The organism is Pandoraea norimbergensis (assembly GCF_001465545.3).
In the GTDB taxonomy this organism is placed as follows: Bacteria; Pseudomonadota; Gammaproteobacteria; order Burkholderiales; family Burkholderiaceae; genus Pandoraea; species Pandoraea norimbergensis.
In genome coordinates this window covers 5,503,359-5,516,039 of sequence record NZ_CP013480.3, presented here as the reverse complement: position 1 = coordinate 5,516,039, position 12,681 = coordinate 5,503,359, and the positions used below count along the sequence as shown (strand labels likewise).

Below are 12,681 nucleotides of genomic sequence, written 5' to 3'. Positions count from 1 at the left end.
AGCAGATGTCAACCTGCTAAACCTGCTCGTTTGCGTCACCTGCGCGGCCGTCGTCAGTGGGCGGATTGATGGTGGTCCGCCGGCTTGAACAATCGCACGGTCTTGATCGCCTGATTGTCGATCTGCACGATCTCCATGCGCACGCCGCTGATCTCCATACTTACCGACGCTTCCGGAATCTCGCGCAGCACTTCGAGGATCAGGCCGTTGAGTGTCTTGGGGCCGTCCGTGGGGAGATGCAGGCCCAGCCGGCGATTCAGGTCGCGAAGCCCGACGCCGCCACTGACCAGGCAATCGGCATCTTTGCTCCAGCCCGAGCGGCTGCCGCCCGAGCCATGGGTGCTCGTGGTGAACTCACCGATCAGTTCCTCGATGATGTCTTCGGTCGTCACAAGCCCTTCGACTTCGCCGTATTCGTTGACGACGAGACCTACGCGCCGATGGTTTTCCTGGAAGTACTGCAACTGGCGCAGCGCAGGCGTATCGCTCGGAATGAAGTAGGGCTCGACGAGCAGCGCGCGCAAGGTGTCGACCGTGAGGTCGTCCGGGTGGCGCAGCGCGGAGAGCGTGCGGCGCACGGGCAGGATACCGACGATGCGATCGATATCGCCGTCGTACACCGGCAGCTTGTTGTGATAGCAGGTCTCGAGCTGCGAGAGGATTGTTTCGAGCGGTGCTGAAATATCGAGCGCTTCGATGCGCGCGCGCGGCACCATCACGTCGTCCACCGCGATGTTTTCCAGATCGAGCAGGTTGAGCAACACACTGCGCGGCTTGGTCGGCATGTAGTTGCCGGCCTCGAGCACGATGGTGCGCAGTTCTTCGGTGGTGAGGCGTGTTTCGCTGGCGTCGCGGCGCGTATTGATGCCGAGCACGCCGAGAATGCCGCGCACAAAACCGTTGAGTACCCAGACGAGTGGTGTCGCGAGGGTGACGATGGGTTTGAGCAGCGCGCTGGTGGGCAGTGCAATGCGCTCGGGGTAAGTCGCGCCGACGATTTTCGGACCAATCTCGGCGAACACGATGATGAGCAACGCAATCAGCGCTGTGGCAACGGTCAAGGTGACCGCATCGTTGCCGAAGTAACGCACGGCAATGGATGTGGTGAGTACCGGGACTACGGTGTTGATGACGTTATTGCCGACGAGAATCGTCGACAGCAGGTCTTCGGTGCGGGAGAGCAGGCCCTGAGTGTCTTTCGCGCCTCGGACGTTGAGGCGCACGAGATGTTTCAGGCGATGGCGGTTGAGCGCCATCATGCTTGTCTCTGAGATGGAGAAGAAGCCCGAGCAGACGATCAGCAGGGCGACGGCGCAAATTTGCGCCCATAAGGGCAAGGCTTCCAAGCGTATGTGTGCACCAGTGGCGCGGGGGGTGGCAATGAGTTGCCACTATAGCAGAGGGGACCCGTCGTTCCGCCAGCGTGGCGCGGTTGTCCGCGAAGGCCGCGAATGCAACGGAGTGCAAGGCATTTGCGCGGGACGGGGATGACGCAGAAATAAAAAAACCGCCGGACGAATCCGGCGGTTTTTTTGCTTTGCATGAGAGCAAAGTGAATCTTGGTCGGGGTGAGAGGATTCGAACCTCCGGCCTCTACGTCCCGAACGTAGCGCTCTACCAGGCTAAGCTACACCCCGCTTTCGATTTTGTCGCTCCGCTTGTTAAGTGCGTCGCGTTATCGAGTAAGAACACAATTCTAGCAGGCTATTTTTGTATTGTGAAGAGGGGAGTGTAGAAATAATTTGTGCGGCGGCATCGGCTTCTTCTTGCGCACGTGCCAGCGTGTAGTCGAGCGCCCCCGTGCGCGTGATCGCGGCGAGGATCGGTTCGAACTTGTCGGTGCCGCCATTTTCGATGGCCTCCCGCACGAGCGCGCGCTCGGCTTCGGTGCCGTGTTGCAGCACATGAATCAGCGGCAGCGTCGGTTTGCCCTCGCGCAGATCGTCGCCGGCGTTCTTGCCCATCGCGTCGGTGTCGCCCGCGTAATCGAGCCAATCATCCATCAATTGGAATGCGGTGCCGAGGCGGCCGCCATATTCCAGTACTGCGGCTTCCGTCTGGGCATCGGCATTCGCCAACACGGCGGCGAGTTGCGTGGCCGCTTCGAAGAGGGTTGCCGTCTTGTACTTGATGACCTGGAGATAGCGCGCTTCGTCGACGTCCGGGTCGTGCATGTTCAGCAGCTGAAGGACTTCGCCTTCCGCAATGACGTTCGTGGCGCGCGCGAGAATCTGCATGACGCGCATGTTGTCCACGCTCACCATCATCTCGAACGAGCGGGAGTACAGGAAGTCGCCGACGAGCACCGACGCCGCATTGCCGAACAGGGCATTGGCCGTCTGGCGGCCGCGACGCAGGTCGGATTCATCGACCACATCGTCGTGCAGCAGCGTCGAGGTGTGGATGAACTCGATGACGGCGGCCAGTTCGAAACGAGCCGGCGAGGTGACGCCAAGCGCATTCGCGACGAGCAGCAACAAGGCCGGACGCAGGCGTTTGCCGCCCGAATTGATGATGTACTCCGAGATCTGATTGATCAGGACCACCTCGGAGGCCAGCCGGTGGCGGATAAGCTGGTCGACGGCACGCATGTCGTCGGCGATGGCGGCCAGTACGTTCTGGGGAGAAGTCGAAGCAGTCAAGACAAGGCTCGGGTGAGGAAAAATTCGCCCCAAATTATATAGTGCGCAGGGCCACTTTCGGGCACCAGCCCCGCGGAATGACTGGCTTCACGGAAGTCTTTGACTCAAAAGGATAAAGTCTGTATAATCCCCGGTTTTCGTGCGCGCATTCTTCGCGACAAGTCCGAAAATACTTCAGTATGACGGGCTGCGCGGGTGGTGTTGGGCCGGTAAGCAGCGTCCAAAGTGTCCCTATAAGTTGTCCTTTTGGGGATCGGGACCCTCGGCCTGCACGGAAAGAAAAATATCTCTTGTTTATGAGTGAGGTTCAACAATGTACGCGGTCATAAAAACCGGCGGCAAGCAATATAAGGTTGCTGCTGGCGAAAAACTTAAAGTAGAACAGATACCGGCTGACATTGGCGCTGAAATCACCATCGACCAGATTCTCGCCGTCGGCGAGGGTGAATCGATTAAGTTCGGTGCACCGCTGGTTAGTGGGGCTTCCGTCAAGGCTACCGTTATCGCCCAGGGTCGTCACCCCAAGGTGAAGATTTTCAAGATGCGCCGTCGCAAGCACTACCAAAAGCGTCAAGGCCATCGCCAAAACTACACCGAGCTGCGTATCGACAGCATCAACGGCTAATCGATAGAGCTAGGTAAGGAGTTAAGTCATGGCACACAAAAAAGCAGGCGGATCGTCCCGTAACGGCCGCGATTCCGAGTCGAAGCGCCTCGGCGTGAAGGTGTACGGCGGTCAGGCAATCCTGGCTGGCGGCATCATCGTTCGCCAACGCGGTACTCGTATGCATGCCGGCGAAAACGTCGGTATTGGTAAGGACCACACGCTGTTTGCACTGGCCGATGGCCACGTGCAATTCGCCATCAAGGGCGCAGCGAAGAAGCAAGTGGTTAGCGTGGTGCCGGCAGCGTAAGCTAAGCCTTTTGCCACCAAAAGGCTCCGCTCTCATGCGGAGCCTTTTTTGTTTGTCCCGTCGCCATCTCCGCGAAATATCGCGAGGCTCACGGGGCGTTGTACAGAATTCAGTATCGTCTGCGGACGGTCGATAAGGCGGAACGGAACCATGAAATTCATTGACGCAGCGCGTATCGAGGTGATCGCCGGGGACGGCGGCAATGGCTCGGCATCGATGCGCCGTGAGAAGTTCGTGCCGTTCGGCGGACCCGACGGCGGCGACGGCGGTCGTGGCGGCAGCGTGTATGCCGTGGCGGATCGCAACATCAATACCCTGATCGATTACCGTTACTCGAAGAAGCATCTGGCGCGCAACGGTGAAACCGGCCGCGGCTCGGATTGCTACGGCAAGGGCGGCGACGACATCCATCTGCGTATGCCGGTGGGCACCATCATCAGCGACATGGACACCGGCGAAGTCATCGCCGATCTGACCGAACACGGTCAGGAAGTGGTCCTCGCGCAAGGCGGTGCAGGCGGTCTGGGTAACCTCCATTTCAAGTCGAGCACGAACCGTGCGCCCCGTCAGAAGACCGACGGCAAGCCCGGCGAGCGCCGCATGCTCCAGCTTGAGCTCAAAGTGCTCGCGGACGTCGGCCTGCTCGGCATGCCCAATGCGGGCAAATCGACCTTCATCGCGTCGGTGTCGAACGCGCGTCCGAAGATCGCCGATTATCCGTTCACCACGCTCCACCCGAACCTCGGTGTCGTGCGCACTGCACCGGGCAAGAGCTTCGTGATCGCCGATATTCCCGGCCTGATCGAAGGCGCCGCCGAAGGTGCCGGCCTGGGTCACCAGTTCCTGCGCCATTTGCAGCGTACGGGCCTGTTGCTGCATATCGTGGACATCGCCCCGTTCGACGAGGGCGTCGATCCGGTGGCGGACGCGAAGGCCATCGTGCTCGAATTGCAGAAGTACGATCAGATGCTGTTCGAGAAGCCGCGTTGGCTGGTGCTCAACAAGGTCGACATGATCCCGGAAGACGAGCGCGCCGAGCGCGTAGCCGACTTCCTCAAGCGTTATGAGTGGGACGGCCCGACCTTCCAGATCTCGGCGCTGACCGGCGAAGGCTGCGAACACCTGTGCCTTTCGGTGCAGGAGTATCTGTATCAGCAACGCGGTGCCGTCGAAGAAGCCCTGGAAGATGCTGCGCTCGATCCGCGGTTCCGCGCCGGCAGTACGACCCCCGAGGCCGCACCCGCTGCCAGCGAACCGGCACCACAAACGCCCCCGGACGATACGCCAAAGGCGTAAACTCCACATCACTCAAGACACGGGCGGTGTCGTCGCAATGACGCTGCCGCCGGTGGTCCGGCCACGCTGGCCGTGAGCGGTGCAGATCTGACGGGGCGTATCAACGCGTTTATTGCGGTTATTGCGATTATCGCGTTCAGCGCCTCCGCCGCAGTCGTCCGACGGTGCCAGCGAACCAGCCTTCCCCAATACATCCGCAGGAGAAACCAGTCCCATGCGTTCGGTCATTGCCGATGCCAGGCGGCTCGTGGTGAAAGTGGGTTCCAGCCTTGTGACCAACGATGGTCGCGGGTTGGACGATGTTGCGATTGCGCGTTGGGCGCAGCAGATTGCCGCCCTGCGGCACGGTGGTGACGGGCGTGCGCCAAAGCAGGTGGTGCTCGTGAGTTCGGGCGCCATTGCCGAAGGCATGCAGCGTCTGGGCTGGACACGTCGTCCGAAAGCCATCGACGAGCTTCAGGCGGCGGCCGCCGTGGGGCAGATGGGGCTCGCGCAGGTCTACGAGACCCGTTTCGCCGAGCACGGCGTGCGCACCGCGCAGATTCTGCTCACGCACGCCGATCTGGCCGACCGCGAGCGCTATCTGAATGCCCGGACCACACTGCTGACCTTGCTGCGCCTGGGCGTGGTGCCGATCATCAACGAGAACGACACGGTCGTGACCGACGAAATCAAGTTCGGCGACAACGACACGCTGGGCGCGCTCGTGACCAACCTGATCGACGGCGATGCGCTGGTCATCCTCACCGATCAGTCGGGGCTCTATACCGCCGACCCGCGCAAGAACCCGGACGCCGAGTTCGTGCACGAAGCGGAAGCGGGCGACGAGCGTCTCGAAGCGATGGCGGGCGGTGCCGGTTCGAGTATCGGCCGTGGCGGCATGCTGACCAAGATTCTGGCGGCCAAGCGGGCCGCGACGAGCGGTGCGCACACGGTGATCGCGTCGGGCCGCGAGGCTGACGTACTGGTGCGGCTCGCGGGCGGCGAGGCGATCGGCACGCAACTGGTGGCGCGCACGGCCGTACTGACGGCGCGCAAGCAGTGGATGGCCGACCATTTGCAGGTGCGCGGGCGCGTTGTGATCGATGCGGGCGCGTGCAAGAAGCTGATCGAAGAGGGCAAGAGCCTGCTGCCGATCGGAGTGATCGACGTGGAAGGCACGTTTGCGCGCGGTGAGGTTATTGCGTGTCTGGATGAAGCCGGTCACGAGGTCGCGCGCGGCTTGTCGAACTACAGCGCCTCGGAGGCCCGGCTCATTCGCCGCCACCCGAGTAGCGATATCGAGCAGGTGCTGGGCTTCGCCAATGAACCCGAACTGATTCATCGCGATAACCTGATTCTGCGCTGAACGAGATGCGCTACCGAGTTTTCCGGGGCGCGATTCTCAACACAGACGCAGAGACAAAAACGCCGGCACGATAACCGTGGCCGGCGTTTTTTTTATGGCATCGAAGTTTCGGTGCGGGCGAGCATCGCCCGCAATGCCATCACTTGTAGTCGGGGTTGCCCACCGGGAAGCGCAGGTTTTGCACGATTTCCTTCGGCTTGCCCAGCGGCGTCTTTTCGCGGCACAGGTAGTCGCGGTACAGGATGCCCTGGTAGGCCGTCGAGCCGTACGGACGAATCTGCCGCCACTCGCTGTTGCGTGCGGCAACCCACGTGCCGTCGGGACGGCCGGTGGCGTACAGACGCGTCTCGAACGTCGAGCAGTGCATGCCCTCGAACGACACGTTGCGTGCGCCTTCCTTGCTGGTGATGACGGCCACGTAGCGCACCACGCCGTCGTCGGACACTTGCACGGACTTGGTGTCGATCGCGTAGGTCAGCGAGGAGTTCGGCAGGGTGGGGAAGGTGGCGAGATCGGCGTTCTGCGGGGCCGTCGTCGGCATCGTGAAGTCGGATTCCTTCCATTTGCCCTTGGCGGCTTCTTGCTGGGCGAAGTATTCGTCGAGATCTTGAACGGGCTGCGACGTGCTGCTGCAAGCGGCAAGCAGCGACAGCGCGGCCAGAGGAGCCAGAACGGCGAGGCGCGGAGTGCGGCGGGTGAAAGACAGGCGCATGAGGTGACGGTCAGTAAGACGGCTGATGAGCGAACGCGGGCGGGGCCGCGCAACATGTTCTGGGTGTTCGATGACGAACGCGACGACAAATGCGACGACGAACGCGGCGAAGACAAACGCGGCGGCGGCGAACACGGGGAATTCAGCACGACGCGGGCATGAAGCCCGCGTACGGATGATGGACAGCGCGGTCGCGGCCCGGTTCAGTGCCCCCCGCCTGCGGAACCCTTTCCAGGGCTAACCGGGCTAACCGCATTGCCCGAATGACCGGCGTGCTCGGCAGCATCGGCATCGTCCACCGCCACCGAAGCACCGCCGCAATCGTCGGTGTATTCGCCCGAGTGATGCTCGCCCGGGCCGGGGTCGATCGCGTCGCCGTACGACCCGCTCGTGGCGCCCGGCGGCAGTTCGCCGATGTGGGCACCCGCGCGCGGAAACCGCCGCCGTTCGTGCTGGGCACGCGCAGTCGTGCGCCGCAGATAGCGCGAGAGTTCGTTGAGCGCGAGTTGATACACTTCGCGTTTGAACTCGATCACGGCCTCGAGCGGCACCCAGTATTCGTTCCAGCGCCAGGCGTCGAACTCGGGATGATCGGTCGCACGCAGGCAGATATCGCAATCGCGACCGACCATGCGCAGCAGGAACCAGATTTGTTTCTGGCCCCGGTAATGTCCGCGCACTTCGCGCTTGATGAACTTGTCCGGCACCTCATAACGCAGCCAGTCGCGCGTGCGACCGATGATTTTGACGTGTTCTGGCTTTAGCCCGGTTTCTTCGTGCAATTCTCGGAACATGGCCTGTTCGGGCGTTTCGCCGTACTTGATGCCGCCTTGCGGGAACTGCCAGGAGTGTTCGCCCAGCCGCTTGCCCCAGAACACTTCATTGCGTGCGTTTAAGAGGATGATGCCGACGTTCGGGCGAAAGCCTTCACGGTCAAGCATACAACCACCCTTGAATCCTTTAAAATTGCTTCGATTATAAACAGATAATCACCGGCGCGGCGGCTGGCGGGGCTCGGGCACCCGACCGAAGCAACCCGGCCGTTGACCCCTAATTTTTCCGGAAATCTGCATGAAAGCCTCTCGTTTCTTCATCGGCACCCTCAAGGAAGCTCCCGCGGACGCCGAGATCGTCAGCCACAAGCTGATGGTGCGTGCCGGCATGATCCGTCGCGTTGCCGGCGGTATCTACGATTACCTGCCGATCGGCCTGCGCTCGATTCGCAAGGTCGAAGCCATCGTCCGTGAAGAAATGAACCGCGCCGGCGCGCTCGAACTGCTCATGCCAGCCGTCCAGCCGGCCGAACTCTGGCAGGAATCGGGCCGCTGGCAAAAGTACGGCCCGGAGCTGCTGCGCCTGAAGGACCGCAACGACCGCGATTTCGTGGTTGGGCCGACCCACGAAGAAGTGGTGACGGACATCGCGCGCCGCGAGATCAAGAGCTACCGCCAACTGCCGGTGAACTTCTATCAGGTGCAGAACAAGTTCCGCGACGAGATCCGTCCGCGCTTCGGCGTGATGCGCGGTCGCGAATTCCTGATGAAGGACGCGTACTCGTTCGATAAGGACCGTGCCGGCCTGCAAGTCTCGTATCAGAAGATGTTCGATGCTTATGTGCGCATCTTCACGCGTCTGGGGCTGGACTTCCGCGCAGTCGTGGCCGACAACGGCTCGATCGGCGGCTCGGGTTCGCATGAATTCCACGTGATCGCCGACACCGGCGAAGACGCCATCGCCTACTGCCCGACGTCGGACTATGCGGCCAACGTCGAAATGGCCGAAGCCGTCGCCCCGCAAGGCGAGCGTGCCGCCCCGGCCGAAGCCCTGACCAAGACCGCCACGCCGGGCAAGGCCAAGTGCGAAGCCGTCGCCGAACTGCTGTCGATTCCGCTCGCGCGCACGGTCAAGTCGATCGTGCTGGCGACCGACAGCGAAGACGCTGGCACCACGGTCTGGTTGCTGCTGCTGCGCGGCGATCACGAACTGAACGAGATCAAGGCGAGCAAGGTGCCGGGGCTGACGGACTTCCGTTTTGCCTCCGAAGCCGAGATCGTCGAGTGGTTCGGCACGCCGCCGGGCTATCTGGGCCCGATCGGCACGAAAAAGCCGGTCAAGCTGGTGGTCGACCGCACGGTGGCCAAGATGAGCGACTTCGTGGTCGGCGCCAACGAGGTGGACTTCCACATCACCGGCGTGAACTGGGGCCGCGATCTGCCCGAAGCCGAAGTGGTGGCCGATCTGCGTAACATCGTGCCGGGCGACGCCTCGCCGGACGGCAAGGGCGAGATCGCGCTGTGCCGTGGTATCGAAGTGGGTCACGTGTTCCAGTTGGGCACCAAGTACTCGGATGCTATGGGCGCCACCTTCCTCGACGAGAACGGCAAGCCGGCGCCGATGGAAATGGGCTGCTACGGCATTGGCGTCACTCGCGTGCTGGGCGCTGCCATCGAACAGAATTTCGATGATCGCGGCATCATCTGGCCGGAATCGATCGCCCCGTTCGAAGTGGTGCTGTGCCCGATGGGCTACGACCGTAGCGACGCTGTGCGCGCCGCGGCCGACAAGCTCTACGAGGAACTGCTGGCCGCCGGTATCGACGTCATTCTCGATGACCGTGGCGAGCGCCCGGGCGTGATGTTCGCCGACTGGGAACTGATCGGCGTGCCGCACCGCGTGGTGATCGGCGATCGTGGCCTGAAGGAAGGCAAGATCGAGTATCAGGGCCGTCGCGAGACGGAAGCCCAGTTGCTCGACGCCGCCACCGTGGCCGAGATCGTGACCGGCAAGGTGCGCGCTGCGAAGGCGGTCTGAGCGTCAGTGAGGCGGGGGCGAGTCGAATCTGGTCTGCACGACGGATGACACCGCACCCGCCAGCCAGCCGTGCGATCTTTTAGAGGTAGAGGTTGCGTCGGCCGGATACTGCATTACCTGACGGCAGTCGCCTTGGCGGCTGCCGTTGTCATATCCAGAGCATTCTCCGTATGGAATACACGTTCGCTTCGGCCACGATCCTGCTGCTGCTCATCACGGATCCGTTCGGCAATATCCCGATTTTCGTCAACGCGCTGCGTAACGTGCCCGCGTCGCGACGGCCGCGCGTGATCGTGCGAGAGGTGCTGATCGCGTTCGCGATTCTGCTGCTGTTCATGCTCGTGGGCGATCGCTTCCTGCGGATGATGAGCCTGACCGATCTGTCGTTGCAGTTGGCGGGCGGCATCGTGCTGTTTCTGATTGCGCTGCGCATGATCTTCCCGCACCCCGATCAGGGCTCGCTGCCGACGGCGGGTGAGCCGCTGATTGTGCCACTGGCGATTCCCGCGCTTGCCGGGCCGTCGGCGCTGGCGACCGTCATGCTGCTGGTGTCGCAACAACCGGGCAGGATGCTCGAATGGATTACGGCGCTGAGCGTGACGATGGCCGTGTGTGCCGTGGTGTTGCTGCTGGCTGACCGTATCGAGCGCCTGCTTGGGTCGCGCGTGGTGGCGGCGTTCGAGCGTCTGATGGGGCTGATTCTCGTGGCCATCTCGGTCGAGATGATCCTCAAGGGCGTGAAAGTCTTCGTGCATCAGTTCTGAGCGCACGTCTCGACAATCGGCAGCAAAAGAAAAGGGCCCCGAGGGGCCCTTTCTTCATGGCGATGTGGCTGATGTCAAAACGATATCAGCGCGGCGTCGTCAGTGCGCGAATGGTCGGCAGGTTGCGCCAGTAACCCTTGGCATCCATGCCGCAGCCGAAGACGTAGCGATCGGGCACGGTGAAGCCGCAGAAGTCGGGATGCGACGGCTTGTCCTTGGCGAGAATCTTCTCGCACAGCACGGCGCTGTAGAACTTCGACGCGCCCATCTCGAGAATCCGGTCGCGAATGGCGGCCATCGTCGCACCTTCGTCGAGGATGTCGTCGAGCACGAGCACCACGCGGTCACGCACCGAGTCACGCGGGGCGACACGCCACTGCATGGCACCGCCGGTGGTGGTGTTGTTGTAGCGCGAGAGGTGGATGTAGTCGAACTCGAGCGGGAAGTCGAGACGCGGCAGCAGCATGCCGGTGAAGACGGCGGCGCCGCCCATGACCGACAGCACCATCGGGAATTCGTCGCCGATGGCGGCCTTGATGGCACCGGCCATCTGGTCGACCGAGGCGTTGACCTGGTCGGACGAGACGATTTCTTCGGAATTACGGAATACTTCGAGGGCTTCTTCGCGGTTCATATGGGGCGACCCTGTATCACTTGTTGCGGGGGATGTCGCTATTTGCGGCCCGGAGTATATACGGAATAGCCGGCGTTGGCCGGATCTGTCCGAAATCTGGCGGGCCGCAACCCTGCGACCGGGGAGAGAACGTCTGCGCGCTTAGCGCATGCCCGGCATCATGCCCTTCATGCTGCGCATCATCTTCATCATGCCTCCGCCCTTGAGCTTCTTCATCATCGTGCGCATCTGGTCGTACTGATTGAGCATGCGGTTGACTTCCTGCACCTGCACGCCCGCGCCGGCAGCGATGCGGCGCTTGCGGCTGGCCTTGATCAGTTCGGGCTTGGCGCGCTCGGTCGGCGTCATCGAGTTGATGATGCCTTCCATGCGGCGCACCTGCTTCTCAGCCTGATCCATATTGGTCTGGCTGGCGGCGGCCTGGAATTGCGCCGGCAGCTTGTCCATCAGCGAGGAAAGGCCGCCCATCTTCTTCATCTGGCCGATCTGCGCCTTGAAGTCGTTCAGATCGAAGTCACCGCCTTTCTTGACCTTCTCCGCGAGCTTCTGGGCGGCCTGCACGTCTACGCCGCGCTGGGCTTCCTCGACGAGCGCGAGAATGTCGCCCATGCCGAGAATCCGGTTCGCCATGCGGTCCGGGTGGAAGACTTCGAGGCCGTCGAGCTTTTCGCCCACACCGACGAACTTGATCGGCTTGCCGGTGATGTGACGCACCGACAGCGCGGCACCGCCACGCGAGTCGCCGTCGAGCTTGGTGAGCACCACGCCGGTGAGCGGCAGCGCCTCATTGAAGGCGCGGGCGGTGTTCACGGCGTCCTGACCGAGCATGGCGTCGACGACGAACAGCGTTTCGATCGGTTTCAGTTCCGTATGCAGGGCGGTAATTTCCTGCATCATCGCTTCGTCGATACCCAGACGGCCGGCCGTGTCGACGAGCAGCACGTCGTGGTGATGGCGGCGCGCCCAGTCCACCGCCGCACGGGCGATGTCGACCGGCTTCTGATCGGGTTGCGACGGGAAGAAATCGGCATCGACCTGTTCGGTCACCGTCTGCAACTGCGCAATAGCGGCAGGGCGGTAGACGTCGACGGAAACGGTGAGGACTTTCTTCTTCTGCGCGCGCAGCAGCTTGGCGAGCTTACCGACGGTGGTGGTCTTGCCGGCGCCTTGCAGACCGGCCATCAGGATGATGGCGGGCGGGGTGGTGGCGAGATTGAGTTCGGCGGCGCGGCCTTCGTAGTCGCCGCCCATGAGCGCGGTCAGTTCGCGCTGGACCACGCCCACGAGCGCCTGACCCGGCGAGAGGCTGCCGACGACTTCTTCGCCGAGTGCCTTTTCGCGCACCTTGGCGACGAAATCGCGGACCACGGGCAGGGCAACGTCGGCCTCAAGCAGGGCAAGGCGCACTTCGCGCAGCATTTCCTGCGTGTTGGCCTCGGTCAGACGGGCTTCGCCGCGCAGGGTCTTGACGACCTTGGCAAGGCGCGTAGTGAGATTGTCGAGCATGAAACGTATCCTGTAAGACCCGCAGTGGCCCGGTGGGCGGGCGTGCCCGGGCGA

12 protein-coding genes and 1 tRNA gene are annotated in these 12,681 nt (G+C 62.4%); 6 read left to right on the top strand and 7 right to left on the bottom strand.

Annotated features, from left to right (window positions below):
* Nucleotides 1-53: 53 nt before the first annotated feature.
* From AT302_RS24160 to AT302_RS24145, 3 genes are all read right to left on the bottom strand, one after another.
* A complete protein-coding gene (locus tag AT302_RS24160; RefSeq protein WP_084656436.1) occupies nt 54-1,346 on the bottom strand; it encodes an HlyC/CorC family transporter in 1,293 nt (430 codons plus the stop codon).
* A 214-nt stretch (nt 1,347-1,560) separates the two neighbouring features.
* Nucleotides 1,561-1,637: transfer RNA gene (locus AT302_RS24150), tRNA-Pro, on the bottom strand.
* A gap of 24 nt (nt 1,638-1,661) precedes the next feature.
* The gene (locus AT302_RS24145) at nt 1,662-2,591 is read right to left on the bottom strand and encodes a polyprenyl synthetase family protein (protein ID WP_237172219.1); all 930 of its coding nucleotides are present in this window, start codon (nt 2,589-2,591) and stop codon (nt 1,662-1,664) included.
* Nucleotides 2,592-2,955: 364 nt separating this feature from the next.
* On the opposite strand from AT302_RS24145, the gene rplU reads away from it, so the two are divergent.
* The 4 genes from rplU to proB all read left to right on the top strand — a co-directional run bounded on the left by rplU (nt 2,956) and on the right by proB (nt 6,200).
* Nucleotides 2,956-3,267, top strand: coding sequence for a 50S ribosomal protein L21 (gene rplU / locus AT302_RS24140; RefSeq protein WP_058376175.1), 312 nt, complete (start codon nt 2,956-2,958; stop codon nt 3,265-3,267).
* A gap of 28 nt (nt 3,268-3,295) precedes the next feature.
* On the top strand, nt 3,296-3,556 hold the full coding sequence (gene rpmA / locus AT302_RS24135; RefSeq protein ID WP_017234735.1) for a 50S ribosomal protein L27: 261 nt from the start codon (nt 3,296-3,298) through the stop codon (nt 3,554-3,556).
* A gap of 150 nt (nt 3,557-3,706) precedes the next feature.
* Nucleotides 3,707-4,852: an Obg family GTPase CgtA gene (gene cgtA, locus AT302_RS24130; protein ID WP_058376174.1), complete on the top strand. Its 1,146-nt coding sequence runs from the start codon at nt 3,707-3,709 to the stop codon at nt 4,850-4,852.
* A gap of 214 nt (nt 4,853-5,066) precedes the next feature.
* Nucleotides 5,067-6,200 (top strand): glutamate 5-kinase, encoded by a 1,134-nt coding sequence (proB, locus tag AT302_RS24125; RefSeq protein WP_058376173.1) that lies wholly within the window; start codon nt 5,067-5,069, stop codon nt 6,198-6,200.
* 139 nt (nt 6,201-6,339) lie between these two features.
* Here the strand turns inward: proB and AT302_RS24120 are convergent, their stop codons facing one another.
* Both AT302_RS24120 and AT302_RS24115 read right to left on the bottom strand, forming a co-directional pair.
* Nucleotides 6,340-7,047 carry a CNP1-like family protein gene (locus tag AT302_RS24120; RefSeq protein ID WP_058376172.1) on the bottom strand — a complete coding sequence of 236 codons (708 nt, stop codon included), beginning with the start codon at nt 7,045-7,047 and terminating at the stop codon, nt 6,340-6,342.
* A 68-nt stretch (nt 7,048-7,115) separates the two neighbouring features.
* Entirely contained in the window at nt 7,116-7,853 is a 738-nt protein-coding gene (locus AT302_RS24115; protein WP_237172009.1) for an RNA pyrophosphohydrolase, read from the bottom strand.
* Nucleotides 7,854-7,983: 130 nt separating this feature from the next.
* On the opposite strand from AT302_RS24115, the gene AT302_RS24110 reads away from it, so the two are divergent.
* Both AT302_RS24110 and AT302_RS24105 read left to right on the top strand, forming a co-directional pair.
* Nucleotides 7,984-9,723 (top strand): proline--tRNA ligase, encoded by a 1,740-nt coding sequence (locus tag AT302_RS24110; RefSeq protein WP_058376171.1) that lies wholly within the window; start codon nt 7,984-7,986, stop codon nt 9,721-9,723.
* A gap of 170 nt (nt 9,724-9,893) precedes the next feature.
* Nucleotides 9,894-10,487, top strand: a complete 594-nt coding sequence (locus AT302_RS24105; RefSeq protein WP_058376170.1) for a MarC family protein — start codon at nt 9,894-9,896, stop codon at nt 10,485-10,487.
* 85 nt (nt 10,488-10,572) lie between these two features.
* Here the strand turns inward: AT302_RS24105 and AT302_RS24100 are convergent, their stop codons facing one another.
* Both AT302_RS24100 and ffh read right to left on the bottom strand, forming a co-directional pair.
* Entirely contained in the window at nt 10,573-11,121 is a 549-nt protein-coding gene (locus AT302_RS24100; RefSeq protein WP_058376169.1) for a hypoxanthine-guanine phosphoribosyltransferase, read from the bottom strand.
* Nucleotides 11,122-11,262: 141 nt separating this feature from the next.
* Entirely contained in the window at nt 11,263-12,627 is a 1,365-nt protein-coding gene (gene ffh, locus AT302_RS24095; RefSeq protein ID WP_058376168.1) for a signal recognition particle protein, read from the bottom strand.
* Nucleotides 12,628-12,681 lie beyond the last annotated feature (54 nt).

What these genes read in the sequence shown, in the direction of transcription:
- AT302_RS24145 (WP_237172219.1), bottom strand. Translation starts at nt 2,591, where the DNA reads ATGCGTGCCGTCGACCAGCTTATCCGCCACCGGCTGGCCTCCGAGGTG.
- rplU (WP_058376175.1), top strand. Translation starts at nt 2,956, where the DNA reads ATGTACGCGGTCATAAAAACCGGCGGCAAGCAATATAAGGTTGCTGCT.
- rpmA (WP_017234735.1), top strand. Translation starts at nt 3,296, where the DNA reads ATGGCACACAAAAAAGCAGGCGGATCGTCCCGTAACGGCCGCGATTCC.
- cgtA (WP_058376174.1), top strand. Translation starts at nt 3,707, where the DNA reads ATGAAATTCATTGACGCAGCGCGTATCGAGGTGATCGCCGGGGACGGC.
- proB (WP_058376173.1), top strand. Translation starts at nt 5,067, where the DNA reads ATGCGTTCGGTCATTGCCGATGCCAGGCGGCTCGTGGTGAAAGTGGGT.
- AT302_RS24115 (WP_237172009.1), bottom strand. Translation starts at nt 7,853, where the DNA reads ATGCTTGACCGTGAAGGCTTTCGCCCGAACGTCGGCATCATCCTCTTA.
- AT302_RS24110 (WP_058376171.1), top strand. Translation starts at nt 7,984, where the DNA reads ATGAAAGCCTCTCGTTTCTTCATCGGCACCCTCAAGGAAGCTCCCGCG.
- AT302_RS24105 (WP_058376170.1), top strand. Translation starts at nt 9,894, where the DNA reads ATGGAATACACGTTCGCTTCGGCCACGATCCTGCTGCTGCTCATCACG.
- AT302_RS24100 (WP_058376169.1), bottom strand. Translation starts at nt 11,121, where the DNA reads ATGAACCGCGAAGAAGCCCTCGAAGTATTCCGTAATTCCGAAGAAATC.
- ffh (WP_058376168.1), bottom strand. Translation starts at nt 12,627, where the DNA reads ATGCTCGACAATCTCACTACGCGCCTTGCCAAGGTCGTCAAGACCCTG.